The organism is Tsukamurella soli (assembly GCF_039541155.1).
Lineage (GTDB): Bacteria > Actinomycetota > Actinomycetes > Mycobacteriales > Mycobacteriaceae > Tsukamurella > Tsukamurella soli.
The window spans coordinates 22,890-44,862 of record NZ_BAABFR010000023.1 but is presented as its reverse complement, the minus strand read 5'-3'; the positions used below and the strand labels follow the sequence as shown (position 1 = coordinate 44,862).

The 21,973-nt window shown below is 70.2% G+C and carries 20 protein-coding genes; 13 read left to right on the top strand and 7 right to left on the bottom strand.

The features are described 5' to 3' along the window. Window positions 1-44 precede the first annotated feature (44 nt). Together gndA and ABD908_RS09575 are read right to left on the bottom strand one after the other, a co-directional pair. A complete protein-coding gene (gene gndA, locus ABD908_RS09580) occupies window positions 45-1,478 on the bottom strand; it encodes an NADP-dependent phosphogluconate dehydrogenase (RefSeq protein WP_344994314.1) in 1,434 nt (477 codons plus the stop codon). Between the two features lie 105 nt (window positions 1,479-1,583). After that, window positions 1,584-2,567 carry a LacI family DNA-binding transcriptional regulator gene (locus ABD908_RS09575; protein ID WP_344994312.1) on the bottom strand — a complete coding sequence of 328 codons (984 nt, stop codon included), beginning with the start codon at window positions 2,565-2,567 and terminating at the stop codon, window positions 1,584-1,586. Window positions 2,568-2,814: 247 nt separating this feature from the next. On the opposite strand from ABD908_RS09575, the gene ABD908_RS09570 reads away from it, so the two are divergent. From ABD908_RS09570 to ABD908_RS09540, 7 genes are all read left to right on the top strand, one after another. Continuing rightward, window positions 2,815-3,591 carry a LamB/YcsF family protein gene (locus tag ABD908_RS09570; protein ID WP_344994309.1) on the top strand — a complete coding sequence of 259 codons (777 nt, stop codon included), beginning with the start codon at window positions 2,815-2,817 and terminating at the stop codon, window positions 3,589-3,591. Then, on the top strand, window positions 3,588-4,316 hold the full coding sequence (locus ABD908_RS09565; protein WP_344994306.1) for a 5-oxoprolinase subunit B family protein: 729 nt from the start codon (window positions 3,588-3,590) through the stop codon (window positions 4,314-4,316). Before ABD908_RS09570 ends, ABD908_RS09565 begins: the two co-directional genes overlap by 4 nt. After that, window positions 4,313-5,335 (top strand): 5-oxoprolinase subunit C family protein, encoded by a 1,023-nt coding sequence (locus ABD908_RS09560; protein ID WP_344994303.1) that lies wholly within the window; start codon window positions 4,313-4,315, stop codon window positions 5,333-5,335. Before ABD908_RS09565 ends, ABD908_RS09560 begins: the two co-directional genes overlap by 4 nt. Beyond that, window positions 5,320-6,654 carry an MFS transporter gene (locus ABD908_RS09555; RefSeq protein WP_344994300.1) on the top strand — a complete coding sequence of 445 codons (1,335 nt, stop codon included), beginning with the start codon at window positions 5,320-5,322 and terminating at the stop codon, window positions 6,652-6,654. The genes ABD908_RS09560 and ABD908_RS09555 overlap by 16 nt, the downstream gene beginning before the upstream one ends. A 63-nt stretch (window positions 6,655-6,717) precedes the next feature. After that, the gene (locus tag ABD908_RS09550) at window positions 6,718-7,473 is read left to right on the top strand and encodes an SDR family oxidoreductase (RefSeq protein ID WP_344994297.1); all 756 of its coding nucleotides are present in this window, start codon (window positions 6,718-6,720) and stop codon (window positions 7,471-7,473) included. Beyond that, the gene (locus tag ABD908_RS09545; protein ID WP_344994294.1) at window positions 7,470-8,222 is read left to right on the top strand and encodes a 4-carboxy-4-hydroxy-2-oxoadipate aldolase/oxaloacetate decarboxylase; all 753 of its coding nucleotides are present in this window, start codon (window positions 7,470-7,472) and stop codon (window positions 8,220-8,222) included. The genes ABD908_RS09550 and ABD908_RS09545 overlap by 4 nt, the downstream gene beginning before the upstream one ends. Continuing rightward, complete coding sequence (locus ABD908_RS09540) at window positions 8,219-9,460, top strand: aspartate transaminase (protein ID WP_344994291.1); 1,242 nt, start codon at window positions 8,219-8,221, stop codon at window positions 9,458-9,460. The genes ABD908_RS09545 and ABD908_RS09540 overlap by 4 nt, the downstream gene beginning before the upstream one ends. Window positions 9,461-9,542: 82 nt before the next feature. On the opposite strand, the gene ABD908_RS09535 is transcribed toward ABD908_RS09540, so the two are convergent. The 3 genes from ABD908_RS09535 to ABD908_RS09525 all read right to left on the bottom strand — a co-directional run bounded on the left by ABD908_RS09535 (window position 9,543) and on the right by ABD908_RS09525 (window position 12,322). Continuing rightward, entirely contained in the window at window positions 9,543-10,364 is an 822-nt protein-coding gene (locus ABD908_RS09535) for a PadR family transcriptional regulator (protein WP_344994288.1), read from the bottom strand. A gap of 207 nt (window positions 10,365-10,571) precedes the next feature. Next, on the bottom strand, window positions 10,572-11,327 hold the full coding sequence (locus ABD908_RS09530) for a class I SAM-dependent methyltransferase (RefSeq protein WP_344994285.1): 756 nt from the start codon (window positions 11,325-11,327) through the stop codon (window positions 10,572-10,574). After that, a complete protein-coding gene (locus tag ABD908_RS09525; protein WP_344994282.1) occupies window positions 11,324-12,322 on the bottom strand; it encodes an acrylyl-CoA reductase family protein in 999 nt (332 codons plus the stop codon). The genes ABD908_RS09530 and ABD908_RS09525 overlap by 4 nt, the downstream gene beginning before the upstream one ends. Window positions 12,323-12,662: 340 nt before the next feature. Between ABD908_RS09525 and ABD908_RS09520 the strand changes: the two genes are divergently transcribed. Genes ABD908_RS09520 through ABD908_RS09510 form a run of 3 tightly spaced genes read left to right on the top strand, consistent with a single transcriptional unit; the run spans window position 12,663 to window position 15,842 of the window. Further along, the gene (locus ABD908_RS09520; RefSeq protein ID WP_344994355.1) at window positions 12,663-13,685 is read left to right on the top strand and encodes an MlaD family protein; all 1,023 of its coding nucleotides are present in this window, start codon (window positions 12,663-12,665) and stop codon (window positions 13,683-13,685) included. 53 nt (window positions 13,686-13,738) lie between these two features. Beyond that, the gene (locus ABD908_RS09515) at window positions 13,739-15,271 is read left to right on the top strand and encodes an FAD-dependent oxidoreductase (protein WP_344994279.1); all 1,533 of its coding nucleotides are present in this window, start codon (window positions 13,739-13,741) and stop codon (window positions 15,269-15,271) included. A 52-nt stretch (window positions 15,272-15,323) separates the two neighbouring features. Continuing rightward, window positions 15,324-15,842 carry a globin domain-containing protein gene (locus ABD908_RS09510; protein ID WP_344994352.1) on the top strand — a complete coding sequence of 173 codons (519 nt, stop codon included), beginning with the start codon at window positions 15,324-15,326 and terminating at the stop codon, window positions 15,840-15,842. On the opposite strand, the gene ABD908_RS09505 is transcribed toward ABD908_RS09510, so the two are convergent. Further along, window positions 15,757-15,966 (bottom strand): hypothetical protein, encoded by a 210-nt coding sequence (locus ABD908_RS09505; RefSeq protein ID WP_344994277.1) that lies wholly within the window; start codon window positions 15,964-15,966, stop codon window positions 15,757-15,759. The two genes, ABD908_RS09510 and ABD908_RS09505, sit on opposite strands and share 86 nt — an antisense overlap. Before the next feature lie 169 nt (window positions 15,967-16,135). On the opposite strand from ABD908_RS09505, the gene ABD908_RS09500 reads away from it, so the two are divergent. Both ABD908_RS09500 and ABD908_RS09495 read left to right on the top strand, forming a co-directional pair. Next, entirely contained in the window at window positions 16,136-16,915 is a 780-nt protein-coding gene (locus ABD908_RS09500) for an ABC transporter ATP-binding protein (RefSeq protein ID WP_344994275.1), read from the top strand. Beyond that, window positions 16,900-18,531, top strand: a complete 1,632-nt coding sequence (locus ABD908_RS09495) for an ABC transporter permease (RefSeq protein ID WP_344994273.1) — start codon at window positions 16,900-16,902, stop codon at window positions 18,529-18,531. The genes ABD908_RS09500 and ABD908_RS09495 overlap by 16 nt, the downstream gene beginning before the upstream one ends. A gap of 80 nt (window positions 18,532-18,611) precedes the next feature. Here the strand turns inward: ABD908_RS09495 and ABD908_RS09490 are convergent, their stop codons facing one another. Further along, window positions 18,612-19,259, bottom strand: a complete 648-nt coding sequence (locus ABD908_RS09490) for a TetR/AcrR family transcriptional regulator (RefSeq protein ID WP_344994270.1) — start codon at window positions 19,257-19,259, stop codon at window positions 18,612-18,614. 91 nt (window positions 19,260-19,350) lie between these two features. Here ABD908_RS09490 and ABD908_RS09485 point away from each other — a divergent pair, with 91 nt between their 5' ends. Beyond that, entirely contained in the window at window positions 19,351-21,924 is a 2,574-nt protein-coding gene (locus ABD908_RS09485) for an MFS transporter (protein ID WP_344994267.1), read from the top strand. Window positions 21,925-21,973 lie beyond the last annotated feature (49 nt).

Below are 21,973 nucleotides of genomic sequence, written 5' to 3'. Positions count from 1 at the left end.
TAACCATGGGGGACAGCTTGTTTCATTCGTTGGGGCGTGCCCGGTCAGGCGGTCTGGATCTCCGAGCGATCGCCCGACCACAGCGTGTGGAAGGGTCCGGGGGTGTCGACGCGGCGGTAGGTGTGCGCGCCGAAGAAGTCGCGCTGGCCCTGCACGAGCGCGGCCGGCAGGCGCTCGGCCGACAGGGAGTCGAAGTAGCTGAGCGCAGCCGAGAACCCGGGGATCGGGACGCCGGCCTGCGTCGCGGTCACGACCACCCGGCGCCACGCCTCCTGCCCGTCGGCGATCGCCTGCGCGAAGTACGGCGCCTCCAGCAGGGTCGCGAGGTTCGGGTTGGCGGCGTAGGCGTCGGCGAGCACGTTGAGGAACTGCGCGCGGATGATGCAGCCGCCGCGCCAGATCTTGGCTACCGCACCCTTGTCGATGTTCCACCCGTACTTCTCGGCACCGGCGATGATCGCGTCGAAGCCCTGCGCGTACGCGACCACCTTGGACGCGTAGAGCGCCTTCGCCACGTCGTCGACGAACCCCTCCGGGGCGGCCGTCGCTGTCGGGCGCGCCAGCCCGAGACCGCGCACGGCGTCGCGCTGCGCACGCTTGCCCGAGACCGCACGCGCGAACACGGCCTCGGCGACGCCGCCCACGGGCACGCCGAGGTCGAGGGAGTTCTGCACGGTCCACACGCCGGTGCCCTTGCTGCCGGCCTCGTCGACGACGATGTCGATGAACGGCTTGCCCGTCTTGGCGTCGGTGTGCCGCAACACCTCTGCGGTGATCTCGATGAGATAGCTCTGCAGGGGCCCGTCGTTCCACGCGGTGAAGACGTCGGCGATCCCGGCCGGCTCCAGCCCACCCACGCGCCGCAGCAGGTCGTACGCCTCGCCGATCAGCTCCATATCGGCGTACTCGATGCCGTTGTGGATCATCTTGACGAAGTGGCCGGCACCGTCGGTGCCCACGTGCGTCACGCACGGCTCACCCTCGGCGACAGCGGCGATGGACGCGAGGATCGGGCCGAGGGTCTCGTACGACTCGGCGGTGCCGCCGGGCATGATCGACGGGCCGTCGAGGGCCCCCTCCTCGCCGCCGGAGATACCGGTGCCGACGAAGTGGATGCCCGACGGTGCGATGCGCGCCTCGCGCTCGATGGTGTCGTGGAAGTTGGCGTTGCCACCGTCGACGATGATGTCGCCCGGCTCGAAGCGCTCCCGGAGCTGCTCGATCACCGCATCGGTGCCCTTGCCCGCCTGCACCATGATGATGGCGGTGCGGGGCTTGGCGAGTGAGGCGACGAAGTCGTCGATGGTCGTACTGGCGACGAACCCCGCCTCGGGGTGCTCTTCGAGCAACTCCTGCGTCCGCGCGTACGTGCGGTTGTAGACGGCGACGGTGTTGCCCTCGCGGGAGGCGAGGTTGCGGGCCAGGTTGGACCCCATCACCGCCAGACCGACGACACCGATGTTCGCGACAGCACTCATCAAAGACACCCTTCGTACGTCCCGGGGAATAGACCCGATCAGCCTAGCTTTCGCTCGGCGTACTCGGCAGTACCGATCCGGCGGCACAGGTCCGGTCGGCCGACCTCACCGCGAACCGGGTGCAGGGCCGGTCGACTCGCGGACCGACAGATGCGCCGCGAGGCGATCGAGGCGGCGGGAGCGGTCCCGTGACGAGAACCGGCTCATCAACAGGTCGGTCGCGTCGTGCCCCGCGCGCTCCCCTGGTGAGGTCACGGTGGTGAGCGGCGGGTTCGAGAAGGACGCGCCGAAGATGTCGTCACACCCGACGACGCTGAGCTGCTCGGGCACGTCGACGCCGAGCTGGCGGAATCGCGCGAGTGCGCCGACCGCCAGGGTGTCGTTGAAGAAGATCGCAGAGGTGGCGCCGGTCAGCACCACCGCGTCGGAAGCGGCAGCACCCGCGGACAACGTCGGCAGGTAGGCCCCCACCGCGATCAGTTCGACGCCGTGCCGCTCGGCCGCCTCGGTGAGCGCGGCGAATCGTGCGCGGTCGGTCCAGGACCCGACCGGCCCGCGGACGTAGGCGATCGACCGGTGCCCGAGCGACACGAGGTAGTCGAGGGCCTGTGCCATCCCGGCGGCGGTGTCGACCACGACCCCCGACAGCCCCGGTACGTCGCGGTTGACCACCACGATCGGCACCGTGTCCGCGGCCGCCTGCAGGACCGCGTCGTCGCACCGCGGCGACGAGATCACGATGCCGTCGACGGTGCGCGCGAGTTCCCGCAGCCAGACCCCTTCGGCGTGCACCGACTCGTCGGAACTCACCAGCACATGCAGGTAGTCCGCGGCCCGCGCCTGGGCATGGCTGCCGCGGATGAGGTCGAGGTTGTACGGATTCGTCAGGTTCGGCAGGACCAGCGCGATGGTGCCGCGTGCCCTCCCCTTCGGCGTGACCGGCAGCATCGCCGACGCGTAGCCCATCTCCGTGGCCTTGCGCGAGATGCGCTCGTACATCTCCGCGCTGACCCGGTTGGGATTGGACAGCGCGCGGGAGGCGGTGGAGGGGGCGACGCCGCACGCGGCAGCGATCTCGGTGATGGTCACGCGGCGCCTCGACCGCCGCTCCGGAATCGCCACAGACCCTCTTCTCCGGCGTCCGGACGGCAAAAATATTGCCGATATGCCGTTCGCCTGAGCACACATCATAGCGCTTGAACAGCATAGATATCACGATTGCGGCACAGATTTGGCAACATGTTCTGCCAGCTCTGCGCATCCCGTCACTGCGCTCTTACGATTTCATATCAACATCGCCACGGTACGCGAGCGATCGGCGAGAAAGAGGAACCTGATGACCCGACGGATCGACCTGGTCGCCGACTTGGGCGAGGGCTTCGGCGACTGGCGGATGGGTGACGACGACGCGCTCCTGGACGTCCTGACATCAGCGAACGTCGCATGCGGCTTCCACGCGGGCGACCCACGGATCATGGACCGCACCGTTGCCGGCTGCGTCCGCCGCGGCGTGTCGGTCGGCGCCCACCCCAGCTTCCCCGATCTCGTCGGATTCGGGCGCCGGGCAATGGATCTCACGCCGCATGAGGTGCGCACCGACATCGCCTACCAGGTCGGGGCACTGTCGGCGTTCGCCGCGTACCACGGGACGCGGGTCTCGCACATCGCGCCGCACGGCCGACTGGGCAACCTCGTCGCGGTCCGCGCCGACTACGCCGAGGCCGTGGTCGACGCCGTCTCACGGATCGATCCTCGACTCATCGTGCTCGCCCAGGACGGCGAGCTCGCGAATGCTGCGCGGGCCGCCGGGCTCGCCGTGGCGATCGTCGGCATCGCCGACCGCGCCTACCAGGACGACGGGACCCTCGTGCCCCGCAGCGAGCCTGGCGCGGTCATCCACGACGCCGACGAGATCGCCGCGCGGACGGTGCGGATGGTGAGGGAGGGCGTCATCGAGAGCATGGGCGGCGTGGCGATCCCGATCGAGGCCGACACGGTGCTGCTGCACGGGGACAACCCGGCCGCGGTACAGCTGTCCCGTCTCATCCGCTCCCGCCTCGAGGACGCCGGCGTGACCATCGCCCCGCTCGACCCGGACGAGCTCCGTCCGTGAACGCAGCGACCGCACCCCGGGCCACTATCGCCGGCACCGGCGAGTCCGCGCTACGCGTCATCGCCACGACGGGCGACAGCGAGACGGATTGGGTTCTGGTCCACCATCTCTCGCGCCGTCTGCGGGACGCCGGAATCGACGGCCTGGTCACCACCGTACCCACCTACGAGTCGCTTCTGATCGAGTTGGACCCCACTGTCACGAGCGACGAGGCGATGACCGCGGTCGTCGCGGCTCTGCTGCCCACGATCGACCTCACAGCCCCGCTCAGCCGGAGCCCCAAACACTTCCGGGTCCCGGTCCGGTACGGCGGCGAGGTAGGCCCCGACCTCGAGGACGTCGCGCGCACCACCGGGCTGTCGGTCGAGGAGGTCGTCGCCACACACTCGCGGCAGCCCTACACCGTTCGCTGTCTCGGTGCCCCCGGCGGGTCGCCGATGCTCGACTGCCCGGCCCCACTGGTCGGTGTGCCTCGCCTGCGCAGCCCCCGTACGAGCGTTCGACAGGGAGCCGTGTCGCTCGCCGGTCGGCAGGCCACCGTCGCGCCCGCGTCCGCGCCCGGCGGATGGTGTGTCATCGGCCGCACGCCGTTGGTCCTGCTCGACATGACCCGCGAGCCGATGGTGCCGTACACGCCGGGCGACACGCTGTCGTTCGAGCCGATCGACGACGACACCTTCGCAGCACTCAGTGGGCGGCCGCTCACCGCCGAGGCGGAGACATGACGGGCACCCGACTGACGATTCGGCAGGCATCGATGGCGGCGGTCACCGACCTCGGGCGGGTACGCGGTCCGCAGGCCGGGCTGCCCGTCAACGGTGCCCTCGACCAGTACTCGGCCCGCGCTGCGAACATCCTGGTCGGCAACGCCGACAACACCCCGCTCATCGAGGTCACCGCGTTCGGCTTCGAGTTCGACGTCGACGCCGACACCGTGATCGCGATCACCGGAGCAGATACCCGGATCACCGTCGACGGCCTGGAACGTCCGGCATGGCAACCTGTTCCGGTCTCGGCCGGCCAGACGGTGCGACTGTCGGCGATGACCGCCGGGGTCCGCTGCTACATCGCCGTACACGGCGGACTCGAGGTTCCGCGGCTGTACGGCAGCTGCGCTCCCGACACCGTCATCGGCTTCGGCACATTCCTCGCGCCGGGTACGACGGTGGCGTCGCCCCGAGCCATGCGGTTGGCCGCCAATCCGTTCCTCGCGAGTCACGTCGTCCGCCTCCGGGCGAAACGCCCGTCGGTGGCGGGGACCGCGGTGGTCGACGTCATCCTCGGACCGGACGACGCCGATTTCGAGGGAACAGCCCACCGTCTGTTCGACGGCCGGTTCCAGGTGACGCCGCACAGCAACCACATCGGGTTGCGGATGACCGGCGACCTGCCGGAACGCGTGCGATCCACCGAGATGATCTCCCGAGGCGTGCCCGTCGGAGCCGTCGAGGTACCCCCGGGCGACGAACTACTGATCCTCCACCGCGGCCGCGGCGTCACCGCCGGCTATCCCGTGCTCGGCGTGGCGACATCATGCGCACTCGACACCCTGGGGCAGGTCCGCCCGGGCCAGACGGTGGTCTTCCGACAGGTCGACCTCCACGACGCGAGCAATGCCGCTCGTGCTCGACGCGCGGCGCTCGACACCCTCCGCACTCATGTCACAACGGTCTTCTCGTGCCTGGCAGCCGGCGACCGTTCTGCGTCCACATCCGAAAGGTCACAATCGTGTGTCCCACAGTAGCAGAGCGCCATTCGCTGGCTAGACCGGCTCCCAGCAAGATCCGGATCCTCACCGCCGGCTGTATCGGGATCTTCGTCGAGCTGTACGACAACGGGATCTTCGGGTTCATGGCCACCGCGCTGGCCATCGTGTTCGTACCCGGGAACGGGGGCACCGGTTCCCTGATCTTCGTGTTCTCCGGCTACGCGATCTCGTTCTTCGTACGGCCCTTCGGCGCGGTGGTATTCGGCGTCCTCGGTGACCGCTACGGTCGACAACGGATGCTGGTCGCCGTGATCCTGCTGATCAGCATCGCCACGGCGGGAGTCGGTGCCCTGCCGCCCTACTCCGCGATCAGCGTGGCCGCGCCCATCCTCCTGATCCTGCTCCGCGTGGTACAGGGATTCTCGGTGGGTGGCGAGGCCGCCGGCGCGATGACGTTCCTCGCCGAGCACTCCCCCGAGGGTCGTCGCGGATTCAACACCAGCCTCGCACAGATCGCCTCCTTCGCGGCGCTCCTCGTCGGCACCCTGCTCGCCTACGCGATGTCTCCGTGGCTCACCGCAGCCAGGATCCACGCCGGCGGGTTCGGCACGTGGGCGTGGCGGATCCCGTTCCTGGTGGCACTGCCGTTCGGTCTGATCGGCTGGTATATCCGCCGCTCTCTCGACGACACCCCCAACTTCCAGAAGCTGAAGCAGGAGGGCGGACTCGCGAAGAACCCGCTCAAGGAAGCCTTTTCGAGCTCCCGACATCGACGGGCGATGCTGCTCGCCCTGTTCGTCCCGATGATGAACGGATCGGGATACTACGTGTTGTTCACGTACATGCCGACCTTCCTGCACGGCAAGAAGATCGGCTTCACGCTGGGCACGGCGCTGGTGGTCACTGCAAGCAGCCTCGTCGCCATCTGCATCGCCATCCCGATCATGGGTGCGCTCTCCGACCGGATCGGTCGGAAGCGGGTCATCGCGTGGTCTGCGGTCGCCATGATAGTCGCCGCCATCCCCTGTTATGCCCTGCTGGTCACCGGCAGAGAGCACCTCGCCATCCTCGGTGCGTGCATCATGGCTGTCGTCTTCGCCGGTCACACCGCGGTGCTGCACATCCTGATCGTCGAGCTCTTCCCCACCCGGATCCGGTACAGCGCCTATGGTCTCGGCTACAACATCTCGTCGGCCCTGTTCGGCGGTACCGCACCGCTGCTGATGACCTGGCTGATCAGCGCCACCGGGAACGTGTACATGCCCGCCTTCTACGCCGTGATCACGGCGGCCTGCACCCTGGCCGCGGTCCTGACGGTGACCGACAGTGCGCACCTGCCACTCCGCAACGAGTAAACCCGCGGACCAGCCGCACACCGGCCGTCCGCCTCAGATCCTCGAACAGAAAGGAGGGCTCGAATGCCCTACTCCGACTACAGAACCGCCTTGGTGACGGGAGCCTCCACCGGCATGGGGGAGGCCACGGTGCAGCGATTCACCGAACGCGGCCTCACCGTGCACGCCGTCGCGCGCAACGCCGACCGCCTCGCTGCGCTCGCCGAGAAGACCGGCGCGATTCCGCACGCCGTCGACCTGCGCGACACCGCGGCGGTCGAGACCGAGCTCGCGGGACTGCCGATCGACGTACTGGTCAACAACGCCGGGGTGAGCCGACAGGGCAACGTACTGTCCGCGACCGCAGCGGATCTCGACGACATGGTGGACGTGAACCTGCGCGCCGTACTACAGCTCACCCGCATCCTCCTACCGGGGATGGTCGAGCGAGACCTCGGCCACATCGTCAACATCTCGTCCATCGCCGGCCTGTACAACTTCTTCGGGCACACCGCCTACCACGCGACCAAGGCTGCGGTGCACCAGATCTCGCGCCAGATCCGCAACGACACCGTCGGCAAGCGGATCCGGGTCACGGAGATCTGCCCCGGCCGGGTGGAGACCGAGATCTTCGGCCGCAACCTGGGCGGCACCCCCGAGGCGATGAAACAGGCGTGGGAGACCTTCTACGAAGGCTACGAATCGCTCACGACCGACGACATCGTGGGCTCCATCGAGTTCGCGATCGAGGCGCCGCGCCACGCCAACATCGGCCTCATCGAGATCATGCCCACCTTCCAGGTCCCCGGCGGCCTGACATTCGACAGGAGAAGCGAATGACCAGCAGCGTCAACACCAACCGCACCCTCACCTTCCCCCCGCACGTCACCACACGCATCGAACGCGCCGACCGCGCGGCGCTCGCGGCGCTCGGCGAGTTCTCGAGCGCCACGATCCACGAGGCGCAGGGACGTCGCGGCGCCATCGCCTCGCACATCAAGCCGATCGATCGCGACATGCGATTCGTGGGCTCGGCGTTCACCGTCGTTTGCGCGCCCCGCGACAACCTCATGCTGCAGGTGGCCATCCACTACGCGCAGCCCGGCGACGTCCTGCTGGTCTCGGCCGGCGAGCTGGCGCAGGCCGGCATCTTCGGCGATGTGCTCGGCAACGCATGCAAGGCGAAGGGGATCGCCGCGGTCGTCACCGACAGCAGCGTGCGCGACACGCAGGACCTCCGCGCGCTGGGACTTCCTGTGTTCTCGGGCAGCGTGTCCATCACCGGTACCGTGAAGGAGACGCTGGGCCCGGTCAACCAGCCCCTCGTGTTCGGCGGGCAGCTGGTGTACCCCGGTGACGCACTGGTCGGCGACGCCGACGGTGTCGTGGTCGTGCGCCGCGAGGAGATCGAGATCGTGACCGGCCTCTCCAAGGCGCGGTTCGACAACGAGGCCGCGCTCATCGAGCAGTACCGCGCCGGCGGGACGACGATCGACCTCTGCAACCTGCACGACGTGTTGCGCGCCAAGGGCATCACCACCGATCTCGACGACATCGACCCCGACCACGGGCTGGGACCGCGGCGATGACGGCTGCGCAGACCGGAACGAGCGTGCCGTTCGTGCCCGCCGCTCGGGTACGCCGGATCCGTGAGTCCCCGAGTTCCGCGGCCGCCGCGCGGGTGCGCGAGCTCGTAGCGGCCGGCATCACCGTCATCGACCTCACGGTCGGCGAGCCCGACTTCGACACGCCGCGGAACGTCAAGGACGCTGCGATCGCAGCGATCGAGGCCGGGGAGACGAAGTACACGCCCGTCAACGGCACGCCGGAGCTGCGAGCCGCCATCCGCGAGCGGATGCTGCGGGCCACCGGCGTCGAGTACCAGGATTCGCAGATCACCGTCGGCGGGGGCGGCAAACAGGTGATCTACCTTGCGTTCACGGCGTCGCTCGACCCCGGTGACGAGGTGATCATCCCTGCACCGTACTGGGTGTCGTATCCGGATATGGTGCTCGCGAACGATGGCACCCCCGTCATCGTCACTACCACCGCTGCCGACCGGTACAAGCTGACTCCGCAGCAGCTGACAGACGCGATCACCGACCGCACCCGCTGGCTGGTACTGAACGCGCCGAGCAACCCCACGGGAGTCACCTACAGCCGGGACGAACTCCTAGCGCTCGCCGCTGTACTCGCGGCGCATCCCCACGTCCGGGTACTCACCGACGAGATCTACGACGAGATCACCTTCGGCGACGCGGGATCCGTCGGTCTCGCGGCCGCCGCGCCGTCGATCCGAGACCGCGTGCTCACCGTGAACGGCGTCTCGAAGAGCTATGCGATGACGGGCTGGCGGCTCGGCTACGCCGTGGGCGACCCGGCGGTGGTGCGGGCGATCAACCTGCTCCAGTCGCAGACCAGCTCGTGCCCGTCGTCGATCACCCAGGCGGCCGCCACGGCCGCGCTCACCGGGGACCAGTCGTTCATCGACGAGACCGTGGCCGTGTACCGGGCGCGGCGCGACCGGGCCCTCGCGGGGTTCGCCGGGATCGAGGGCCTCGTGCCGATCGAGCCCGACGGGGCGTTCTATCTGTTCGTGGACTGCCGGGGGCTGCTCGGCCGCACCACTCCGGCGGGGGCGACGCTGGAGACCGACCTCGACGTCACGCTGTACCTGCTCGACGAGGCGCACGTGGCAGTCATCCAGGGCTCCGCCTACGGGCTCGACGGGTTCTTCCGGCTCTCGTACGCCACGTCGACGGAGACCATCGACGCCGGCATCCAGGCAGTCCGCTCCGCAGTGGCGCGCCTGCGCAGCGCCACATAGCGCCTGCGTTCGCGGGACCGAGACGAGTCTGCGGCCTGGCGCACCGCTCGGGTGCGCCAGGCCGCAGGTTCAGGATCGCCGGTTACTCGGCTTCGGCTGCCGCGCCGCCGTCCTCGGGATCGACGTCGGGCTCGGCCGACTCGGCGGGCCGGGGCCCGCGGTCGGCGGTGGCGAGCAGCAGGTAGACCTGCCGGACAGCGTCGCCGAGGATCTTGTCGACCTCCGCGATCTGCGTCGCGTCGCCGTTGCGGGCCACGCGGCGGGTGACCTCGACGAGTTCCTGCACGGTGGACCGCAGGTCTGCCTGCTCGCCACGTTGCGCCTCGAACGCCGCGAAGGGGTCGATCCCGGCGGCCTCACTCTCGAGGTACGCACGGCCCGCATCCGTCAGGGTGGCGACCTTGCGGCCCTGCTCCTGCGCGATGGTGATCAGGCCCTCGTCTTCGAGCTGGCTCAGCGTCGGGTAGATCGCGCCGGGACTCGGCCGCCACGCACCGCCGGTGCGCTCCTCGACCGCCTGCACGATCTGGTAGCCGTGCATCGGTGAGGCCGCGAGCAGCTGTAGCACCGCGACGCGGACGTCACCGCGCTGCACGCCTCGCCGGCCCCTACCCCGGCCACGCGGCCCACGCGGCCCACGTCCGCCGGGACCGAAACCCGGTCCGCCGGGACCGAAGCCGGGACCGAAGCCGGCGGGACCGCCGGGGAAACCGGGGCCGAAACCGCCCCGTCCGCGGCCCCGGGGGCCGCCGCGGCCGAACGCCTGCGGACCGGGCCCCTCCTCGGGCCCCTCCGGGAAGCCGCCGGTGCGGCCTGCATCACGGCCACAGCCGCGCCCGCCGCCGTGACGGCCACCGAAGCGGTCGTCGAACTGCTGGAAATCATTGAACTGGTGCCTACGCATGGTGGCACTCCTCTCGTGTCTGGACGGCCGGTGATCTCGTGGATCCCTCCGCCTCGCTTAACTGATGCACTCACGATATATCGCGAGTGCATCGAATGCAAGGGGTGTTCAGAACTTCTTTCGGCGTCGCCGCCTGAAGTCACCACCTCAGCGGCGCACCCTGCCGATTTCGCAGGGGCCGCGCCGCTGGGGCGGTGGTTCCAGGGCTTACCGCCCCAGCGTGCCCAGCTGGACGAAGCCGCGGTCCCGGGCCTCGACACCGTCGGGCCCGATCAGGTCGGCGAGCGCAGTACGCAGCCGGCCCTGCGCCTCGGGCGGGAGCGTGAGGTTGTGGGAGTAGGTGAACTCGGCGTTCACCCAGTCGTCGGTATCGACGTGCAGGGGCGCGTCGAACTCGCGCTCGTCTACATCGAATCCGTTGTCGCGCAGTATTTTTCTGGTCGACTCGACCCACGCTCGGGCCTCCTGCTCGCCGCCCTGCAGCTCCCGGAACTCGGCGTGCACCCGGCGGAACTCCGCGGCGCTGGGTGCCACCGGAAAGGCGTGGTTGCCCAGGATCGCGATCCGACCGCCGGGGCGCAGGACGCTCGCGACCTTCGCCACGGCCGCGACGGGCTCGACCCAGTGGAAGGAGCGGGCGAAGGTCACCAGGTCGAACCGTCGCCCGGCCGGCTCCCAGTCCTCGAAGGTCGCAGGTTCGACGGTCACCCCCTTGCTGCGGGCGAGCTCCGCCATCCGGGCGTCGGGCTCGACCGCCAGCACCCGGGCACCGGCGGCGGCGAGCTGCTCGGACGCGATGCCCGTCCCAGCACCCACGTCGAGGACGTCCAGTCCGCCCGTCGCGAGGTACTCGATCAGCGCGGCGGGGAACCGCAGCCGGTACCGGTCGTAGCGCTCGGCGGCGGACCCGAAGGACCCCGCGCGCTCCCGGTCCAGGTGCCGCTCATGCAGCGAGTCGCTCACCAGCCGCGACCGAGGTCGACGACCGCGCGGCCGGTGTACTCGCCCGCTCGGAGCGCGGCAATCACGCCGGGGAGCTCGTCGATCGCGATGTCGTTCCCGATGCGGTCCAGGCCGCGGGGCCGTAGGTCGCCCTCGATCCGCTGCCACAGGGTGCGGCGCCGCTCGATCGGCAGCTGGACGGAGTCGATCCCGACGAGGTCGACGCCGCGCAGGATGAACGGCATGACGGTGGTGTGCAGCGCCGCACCGCCGGTCAGCCCGCTCGCCGCGACGACGCCCCCGTACTGCAGTGTGCTGAGGATGTCGGCGAGGGCCTTCCCGCCCACGCAGTCGACCGCCGCAGCCCACCTGCCCCTGCCGAGCGGGCGCGGCTTGGCGTCGGGGTCGAGCGGCAGCCGCCCGATCACCTCGGCCGCGCCGAGTGCACGCAGGTGCTCGGCCGCATCGGGCTTGCCGGAGGAGGCGACCACCGCGAAGCCGAGCCCGGCGAGTAGGTCGATGGCCGCGGAGCCGACGCCGCCGGTCGCGCCGGTCACGACGATCTGCCCGTGGTCGGGCGTGATTCCGCGGTCCTGAAGCGCGGCGACACTCATCACGGCGGTGAAGCCGGCGGTACCTATGGCCGCGGCGTCGTGTGTGCTGAGGGTGTCGAGCCTGACCACCTGATCCGCCGGCACCACCAGTTGCTCGGCATAGCCGCCGTCGCGGGCGGTGCCGATGTCGTAGCCGTGCGCGATCACCCGGTCGCCGGCGGCGAAGTCGTCCGCGGCGGACTCGACGACGGTGCCGGCCGCGTCGATGCCGGGCACGATCGGGTAGTTGCGCACCACGCCACCGCCGGGCGTGAACGCGAGCGCGTCCTTGAAGTTGATGCTCGAGTACTCGACCGCGATCCGGACCTCGCCCGGTTGCAGCAGCGCCGGGTCGCGGTTCTCGACCCTCGATGTGACGACGTCGTCCGTCAGGTCTGCGGTCAGTGCCCGGTACTGGCTCATGGGTCTCCTCGAAGTCGGCGTGGCGGCGGTGCCCGACGCCGATGCTAGCCTCGGCCCGCCGAGCACCAGCGGCTCGTCAGTCGTGCGGACCCGTGACGGACTCGAGCGGGTCGGCGACGTCACGCCGGGTGCGCAGCCGGTGGAACCGCGGGTCCGAATATTGCGGGTCCGACGCCGCGCCCGCGTACCGGCACCGGATATCCGGGTAGGACGCCTACGACCTGCAGCAGGCCGCATCGCAGGTGGGCCCGAACACATCGCACCCCGCGCGTGCCCGAACTCACCCATTCACGATGATGATCGACCACGCTTTATTGACTATCGTTCAATAACTGTGGAGATGAGTCCCCCCGGCTTCCCGTTCTCGCGGGAGACCCTGCGCCGCCGCGGGGCGATCGCGGTCGCCATGGTGCTGATCGCGGTGATCGTCGTCGTCGCGATCCAGCACTTCCGGCCGCGCCCCGGGTTCCTCCTGACGCTCCGCACGCCGGACGTCGCAGCCGGGATCATCCGCGGCTCGCGGGTCGATCTCGACGGCGTCAGCGTCGGATCCGTCGACGGCATCGAGCTCCTTCCGGGCGGCCAGGCCGGTGTCACGCTGCGGCTCACCGATGCCGTGGCAGCGGGGCTGACCGACCGGGTCGAGTTCGCGTTCTCGGCGGGCAACCTGTTCGGCGTATCCCAGGTCGAGCTCATCCCGCACGCCGGCGGCAGCCGCATCACGCGCGGCGCGATACTCACCCCGCAGCGGCCGATCACCGACAACACCGTCGCCGACATGATCAGCACGCTAGGCGATGTCAACACCGACGCCATCCGTCCGCACGCCGGTGAGATCCTGGCGCAGGTCGACGACACCACACAGGCGATGACGCCGCTGCTGACCGCGCTCGGCACGATCAGCCAGGCGGTGCACGACACCCAGCGCCTGCCGACGTCGCGGACGTTCCCGAAGCTCGCCGCCACCCTGCGGGCATCGACGGGCACCACGGCCGCGATCCTGGGCGCGCTCGACCGGCAGTGGGACTATCCACCCTTCCGCAACCAGGTGACCGGCGACGGCATGGTTGCCACAGCCGTGTCCATCAACGGCGGCCCCGGTAGCGGCAGCCTCACCGACCGACTGCAGCAGATCCTCTCCCCGGCGGCGGTGGCCGGGTTGGCGGAGGCCGCCCCGGCCGTCCGCGCCCCGCTGCAGGCGATCCTGGACGTCTTCCCGGACGGAACCACCACTGGTCTGCAGCTCTCGCGGCTGATCGACAACGTGCGCCGCGCGATGCCGGGCACTCCGTCGGGCCCGGTGCTGAACGTGAACCTGTCCGTCGACATGCCGGCGATCAGCGCGCTCCTCCCGCCGCGCTGACCCGGTCGCCGTCGACCTGACCGAGTCCCACCGGCGTCCGTACGCTGGCCCACGTGATCGACGTCATGATCGTCGGCGCCGGCCCGACCGGACTCACCGCCGCACTCGAACTCGCCCGCCGCGGCCACGCGGTGCGGATCGTCGACGCCGCCTCCGGCCCGTTCGACGGGTCGCGCGGCAAGGGCGTCACCGCCCGTACACAGGAGGTCTTCGACGACCTCGGCATCGTCGAGCCGTTGCAGGAGGCGGGGTTCCGGCACCTCCCGATGCGCGTATCGGTGGGTGGCGACGTGCGTTTCGACGCCGACCCGGCCGCAGCCGCTGTTCCCACCCCGGACCGCCCGTACGAGTCAGGACTACTGCTGCCGCAATGGCGCACCGAGCAGATCCTTCGGGACCGGCTCGGCGAGTACGGAGTCCACGTGGAGTATGGACTCACCGCGACATCGGTCGACGATCGCGGCGACCACGCGAGGGTCGCGATCGAGGGTGACGGCGACGCGGCGGTGACCGCCCGGTACGTCATCGGCTGCGACGGCGGACACAGCACGAGCCGTGGCTGGGTGGGGGCGACGTTCGAGGGCCACGGGGGACCTCAGGCGCTGCTGATCGCCGACGTCCGGGTCGCGGGCCTGACCCCGGATCGCTGGTACCAGTGGACCGTACCGGAGACGGGGTTCGCCGCGCTGTGTCCGTTCCGGACCACCGATAGATGGCAGTTCCAGGGCCTGTTGTTCCAGGACTACGTCGATTTCGGTGGGCTGCCCGAGCCGACACTCGAACGGGTGCAGCGGACCGTCGACCAGGTGACCGGATCCACCTCGATACGTCTGTCCGACCCCACCTGGATGTCGCGGTGGCGGGTCAATGTCCGTCTCGCGGACCGGTTCCGCCGGGGTCGCGTGTTCCTCGCCGGCGACGCTGCGCACGTCCACTCCCCCGCCGGCGGTCTCGGGATGAACACCGGCATCCAGGACGCCTACAACCTCGGCTGGAAGCTGGCGGCGGTGCTGGGCGGCGACGCGGACGCCGCGCTGCTCGACACCTACGCCGAGGAGCGGATCCCCGTGGCGCAGTGGACGCTGGGCATGAGCAATCGTGGGCTCGAGGACATGTCCCAGGCCGTCACGGACCCCGCTGCCACGCGCCTGATGACGCCACACGAAGACGGCCAGCAACTCGGTCTCGGCTACCGGTGGAGCTCGCTGTCGAGCGAGACACCTGGATTCGCTGCGCGTACGGGTTCCCCTGCGCGCGCGGGTGATCGGGCGCCGGACGCACCGCTGCGCGGGCCCGACGGTGCCGCGACGCGTCTGTTCGACGCCTACCGGGGGCCACACGCCACCGTCGTCGCGCTCGGGGACGCGGCCGCCGACGGTGTCGGGCTGAGCGACACGGGGGTGCCTGTCGTCACCGTCGGCGGTCCCGACGGTGACCTGACCGACGCTGCCGGGCACGCCCGGCAGGCATACGGGAGCGACGGGCTGTTCGTGGTGCGTCCCGACGGTTACATCGGCTTCGCCGGCGTGTCCGGCGACGGTGACGCGGCGCGGGACTACCTCGCGCGGATCACGGGACGTCCCTGAGGCGGCGGGTCTCGTGCCGATTCCTGCGGGCGCTGCCGCCGCCGGGGGTGTCATGCTCGGAGGTATGACCCGCTACGACGAGGCTGGCGGATTCGACGTAGTGCTCCCGCTGTGTCGCCGCTGGCACGAGCTGTGTCTCGTGGACCCGATTGCCGCACATCCGTTCTCGCACTCGGGTCAGCATCCCCGACACGATGAGCGGTTGGCGGCGTACCTGGCGGAGGCGTTCGGCGGGCCACCGCTGTTCACCGCGGGATACGGCGACGAGTCGTCCGTGCGGCGAATGCACGCGGGCAGCGGCGTTCACCGGGAGCTCGATGAGGCGTGTCTGCGCCTGTTCGACCGCGCCGGCGTCGGCGTCGTGATCGATACCGCTGCGGCCGAGCGGATCTCACGCTATTTCCGGGAAGCCACCGAGGCGATGAACGCCTACGGGACCGGCGTCGATCTGGTGCCCGACGGGTTACCGCTCAATACCGTGTGGCTCAACCCCGCTTGGCCCACTTCGCCTCGGCCCGGCCGGCCGAGCCGGGAACAAGCTCGAACAGCAACTTCGGGACGACACCGCTGAACAGGTACGTCTTGCCGTCCTTCACCACGCTGTGCTTCGGGTCGCCCACAGGTGCCTTGCCCGAGCCCATCAGGCCCACGCCGAACGCGCACTTGCCGTCGAACTGGGGAGTCTCCTCGGTCATGGTCGGATCCCTTCGCTGGTCCCCCGCTCGGGCCGAGCGCCCCACGGGCCTACCCGCGCGAGGGTACGTCGAGCGCGGGACGGACACGCCGGGCCATCCCACGATCTGAGACGGCAGGTGTTACACCGCGGGCGCCTTCCCAGCGTCGGAGTTTCGCTACCCTCTGCACATGGACCAGCCTTTCGCGGCGGCGCCCGTCCCCGCCCTGCTCATGCAGGACCTCCACCTCGCATTCGGCCGGAAGGTCGCGGTCGACGGGGTCTCCCTCGCCGTGCCGCCCGGATCCCTCTTCGGGCTGGTCGGGCCGAACGGCGCCGGCAAGACGACGGCGCTGTCGATGGCGGTCGGCCTGCTGCGCCCCATGCGTGGCCGGGCCCTGGTGTTCGGCACCGACGTGTGGGTCGACCCGGTCACCGCGAAGCAGCAGATCGGCGTCCTGCCGGACGGGCTGTCGCTGCCCGCGCAGTTCACCGGTCACGAGCTGCTCACCTATCTGGGTCGGATCCGGCAGATGCCCGAGCCGCTGATCGCGCAGCGCCGTGATGAACTGCTGACCGTGCTCGACCTGGCCGGCGCGGGCGGGACGGTGATCGCGGACTACTCGGCGGGCATGACCAAGAAGATCGGGCTGGCCGCCGCACTGCTGCACGGCCCACGGCTGCTGATCCTCGATGAGCCCTTCGAGGCCGTCGATCCCATCTCGAGCGCCGCGATCCGGACCATCCTCGTGCGGTTCGTCCAGAGCGGTGGCACGGTGGTCCTCTCCAGCCACGTGATGGCGCTCGTCGAGCAGTTGTGCACCCACGTCGGCGTGATCACGGCGGGTCGTGTCGTCGCCGCAGGCACCGTCGATCAGATCCGCGCAGGCGGCACGCTGGACGAGGCGTTCGTCCGCCTCGTGGGCGGCCCGAGGCCGGGGCCGGAGGGGTTGTCATGGCTGGGCCGCTGACGGCGCCCGCGGGCGAGGACCGTTCGCTAGCATGGACCCTCGCCGCGATGCACTGGGCACTGTACAAGCGACGGGCGACCGGCGGGCGCCGCGCGGCGAACGTCATCGCGGCGATCATGGGGCTGGTAGCGGCGGTCGGGCTGTGTTCCGTCGCCGTCGGTGACGACCGAGCGCTCGGGGCCGGCCCCGGCCACGCCATCGTCGGCGGGTGGCTGGCGCTCGCGGTGTCCGGGTTGGGGGTGGCCTGGCTGATCTTCCCCGTACTCTCCGGGTTCTCGGACGATACGTTGCATCCCCGGCACTTCCAGCTGCTCCCCGTGCGGCCCGGCCCCCTGGCGCGTGGCTTGTTCGCGGCGTCGCTGCTCGGCCTAACTGTGCCGGTGACCGCCGCGATGTGCTTCGCGGTCGTGCCCTATGCCGCGGTGCACGCGCCCGCGGCGCTGCCGATCGCTATCGTCGCGTGGCCGCTGACGGTGCTGCTGGTCGTGTCGGTCTCGCGGATCGCCGCGCTGGGCCTGTCCCAACTGCTGCAGAGCCGGCGCAGTCGGGAGTTGGCCTTCCTCCTGTTCGGCGGCCTCGCCGCGCTGGTGTACGTCGGACAGTCACTGGTCAGCCAGAGTCTGGGCACGGTACTGACGAACCACGTGACGTGGCCGCTGACGGTTTCCCACGCCATCCCGTTCGGCTGGGGCGTGACCGCGGTCGACGCGGCCGCGTCCGGGGACTGGGCGGTCGCCGTCCTCACCCTCGCCGGATCGGCCGCGCTGTCCGCGGTCTGCCTCGTGACGTGGCACCGGTTGGTGGCCCGGCAACTGGGCGGCCGGGTGTCCCCGTCGGCGGGCGCGAGCGCCGGGCAGCGTAGGCGTTCGGGTCGCGATACCGGGAAGGGTTGGCGGACATCGGCTCTGGGTGCCGTGGTCACCCGAGAGCTGACACTGTGGCGGGGCGATACACGGCGACGTTCACAACTGCTGATGGTGGCGGTGTTCGCTCTGGTGAGCGGCGTCGGGCCGCTGCTGGTGAGCTCGATCCCGTTCTCCGCGAAGTACGGCGCGTGGATGGTGCTGTACCTGGCGGTATCGGCGGCGTCGAACTCGTTCGGTTACGACGGGCGATCGTTCTGGCACCTCGCGATGATCCCCACCGCCGCCGGTGCCGACGTCCGCGGGCGTCAGCTCGCATGGGTGCTGGTGACGGCGCCGTTCGCGATCGCCGCCGCGGTCGTGGTCCGCGTCTTCGGTGCCGACCCGCTGCACCATGTGGCTGTCCCGATCGCGGTGACCGTCGCGGCGCTCGGCACCGGCGCGGGGTACACGATGGTGACGTCGGTGAAGGCGGCCTACCCCGTGCCCGAGGCGGTGAAGAGCATCTCGCTGGGATCGCGCAACCGCGCCAGCGGCGGGGCCGTCGGCCTGGCGCTGCTGTTCGTCCCGGTGCTCGCCGTGGCAGTACTCCCCGGCGCGCTGCTCGCACTTCTGCCCGGTGCGCTCGCGGTGGTCGGGATCGCCGTTGCCGCCGTGCTCGGCGCCGGCGCGTGGTGGTGGGGCGGGCGGTACGCGATCCGCATCGCCCGCGCGCGACCCGACCTGATCTATTCGCAGGTCACTCACGGCTGACCCGAACGCGGTGAGGATCCGGCGGCGAGGAACGACGATCTGGTGAGCCGATCCGGACGATCGCGGTCACGGCACCGCGGTCAGAGCCTCCCGGCCTGGTCGGCCGGACGGGCGGCGCGCGCACGCGACGGCCGGGCGGTCGCGGGTTCGCGCGCCGGCAGACCGCGCAACAGGGCGTCGATGAACAGATCGAATCGCGGTTCGGCATCACCGAGTTCGAGCGAGTTCTCCGCGGCGGCGAGCCAGCTCACCACGGACGTGCCGAAGATGTACCAACTCTGCTCAGCCAGAGCGGGTTCGGCTCCCGCGGCGATGAAGGCCGCGATCACACCGTCACGCAGCCGACCGAAGGACTCGGGGTTGTGCCGATGCGGGCGGGCGGTGCGACTGGCGTAGCCCGGCACGGCGAGGAACTCGTCGTGCATCGACCAGGCCAGCTGTCGCAGCCAGGCGAGCCACTCTCCCGGTCTCGGCGCATCGGCGGGCATGATCCGGTCCACGATCACGTCGCTGACGAGGTCGAGCAGCGCATCACTACTCGGCACCCAGCGATACAACGCGCCGTGCGTCACCCCCAGTCGGGCCGCCAGCTCGCGCACCGTCAGCGTGTCGAGGTTGCACTCCAGCGCGGCCGCGACGATCTGATCTCGACTCAGCTGCGCCGGCCGCCCGCGCTTCCCGCGTCCGTCCGCACGACCGGTGGCGACGGGCTGGGCATCGGTGGGCACAGCGCGATTCTACGGGCGCCGCCGACCACGTGATCCACGACTCCGACGTTTTTGGTGACCATTGGATACTAAATGAGTTAGGGTTACCTACATGACTATGCTCCACGCCGCCCAGTCCTTCAGCCGCGGCCGGTATCGGTTCAGCTACTGGATCACCGCGTTCACGTTCCTCGTCCTGCAGGCGTTCATGACGGCACCGAGTCCGCTGTACGGCCTCTATGCACGACGCGACGGCTTCTCATCGCTGACCATCACGCTGATCTACGCCGCATACGCCGCGGGCGTAGTGGTGAGCCTGATCTTCGCCGGGCACCTGTCCGATCATCACGGCCGAAGACCGTTCCTGTTGATCGCCCTCGGGCTGGACATCGTGAGTGCGGCGGTGTTCATCGTCTGGCCAGACCTGGCGGGCCTGTACGTAGCCCGGGTGCTGTGCGGTCTGGCCGTGGGCGTCACGTCCTCGACAGCCACCGCCTACCTCAGCGAGTTGTACCTCGCGCACCGGCCGCCGGAGTCGATCCATCGAGCACAGCTGCTGATCTCGACGGTCACGCTCGGCGGCCTCGGGATCGGGGCCCTCGCGGTGGGTCTGCTCGCGCAGTACGTGGCCCATCCGCTGACGGTGCCGTACCTGATCCTGCTCGCCGCCTTCGTGGTGTCAGCGATCGGCATCGCCTTCGCGGCGGAGACCCGCCCACGTCTGGACCCCGTGCCGCGGTACCGGCCGCAACGCGCGTCCGCGCCGCCGCACGCACGCACCGAGTTCTTCTCGGCACTGGTCGGGATATGCCTGGCGTTCGCAGTCTTCGGTGTGTTCATCGGCCTCGCCGGGACGTTCCTGGTGGTGGTCCTGCATCACGCGTCCCTGGCGCTCGCGGGCGCGGCGATCTTCCTGCTGTTCGCGGTCGGCGTCGCTGTGACCACGGTGGTCTCCGCGTGGAAGCCGCGCGGCGTGCTGATCGTCGGCATCGGGTTCACGCTCGCCGGCCTCGCCGCACTCGTGGTCTCCGCCTGGCTGGATCAGCCGAGCCTCACACTGTTCCTCGTCGGTGGGGCTCTCATCGGCGCCGGCGGCAGCGCGATGTTCAAGGGCAGCCTGTCCGTGGTCATCGGCGTCTCGCCGCCGGGCCGGCTCGCCGAGTCGCTCGCCGGCTTCTTCCTGTCCGGCTACGTCGGCATCTCGGTACCGGTCATCGCGGTCGGCATCGCCCTGCAGCACGCGAACACACGGGACGTACTGCTCTGGTTCGCGATCATCATCGCCGTGGGCTTCCTCGCCGCCACCCCGTTCCTGCTCCGCTACGAGCCACCCGTGTCCACACCGTCGGACGCATCGTCGGACGCACCGATCGCCGAGTCGTCACCCACCCCGGCGACACCCGCCGACACGCCCCCCGCTCCCATCGCCTCGGTCCCGCGGGTCACACCCGCGGAGATCAGCGAATTGCGCGCCACCAACCGGGTGTTGGCGGCCGAGCTGGCCGACCTGCGGGTGGGCTACCGCACGGTCGCCGGCCGCGGCCGCTTGCAGCGCGCAGGCATCACGGACCCGACGCGGTTCGTCGTCGAAGCCCGTCTCGAGGGAGGATCGCGCGGTCGTGCCGCCCTGCTGTGCACCCCGCACGGCGAGGTGGCGACGCCCGCGTACATCCCGGCTGCGCCGGACGCGGCTGTGAGCGGTCTGTTGCCGGGCGCGATGGGCGGGATCGGAACGCCGGCCGTGTTCGCGGACGCCGCCCGGCTGTGTCTCCAGCCCGGCGTCGAGGTCATCGAGAACGCCGGTGGGATAGGCGCGTTCATGAACTACCCGGGGGTGACGATCACCGCCACGGGGACGGAGTCGCCGGAGACGGCCGAGCTGCTCGGTGACGTGGACGCCGAGCCCGGCCCGGAGTCATGGGTGCGGCTGCAACATCGGCTGGCGCCCGACATCGCGGTCGCGCCGCCTCCGCCGCATCCGGTGGAGGCACGCGACACCGCCCGGTGGGTGCACCGAAGCCTCGCCGAACACGACTGGCTCGCGGCCCAGGGACGGCACCCCGTATCACTCTGGGCGTCGGTTCCGGACTGGCCGTCCGGCCCCTCCGGCAGGCGGGCGGCCCGAGCGCTCCGGGAGGTGCACGAAGAGGATGTCGCCGCCGGGGGACTCGGCTTCGGCGGCTTCATGATCGCCGCACCCGACATCGTCCGCACGAAGGGAACGCAGCCCGGCGGGATGGCTCACGCGACTCACCCGGCGCAATGCGTCCTCGAGGAACTCGGCGACGCCCGGCCGATACATCTGTCGGACCTCGAGGACCCGCGGGAGGTGTTCGGGCTGGTGGAGTCGGGCGTGGACTCGTTCGGCGGAGCCGCGGCCGCGCGGGTCGCCGCAACCGGGATCGTATACACGGTCGACGGCCCCCTGACCGTCACCGATCCTCGATACCACGACGACTTCACGCCGCTGGCCCCGGAGTCCGCGAGCGGCGTCTCGCGCTACACACGGGCCTACGTCCACCACCTGTTCACAGCTCGACGGCGGCTTGCGGTCGCGCTGTGCACAGCCCACAACGACGAGTTCCTCGTCGCACTGCTGGCCCGCATCCGGGAGTCGATCGTCACCGGCGACTATCTTGACGTCAAGCGCCGGTTTCTCGACGGGTTCGACAGTGGGACACCGTAGTTCATACGGTCAAGCGAAGACTGATCGGACGTGCGGGCGGCGCGGCTCA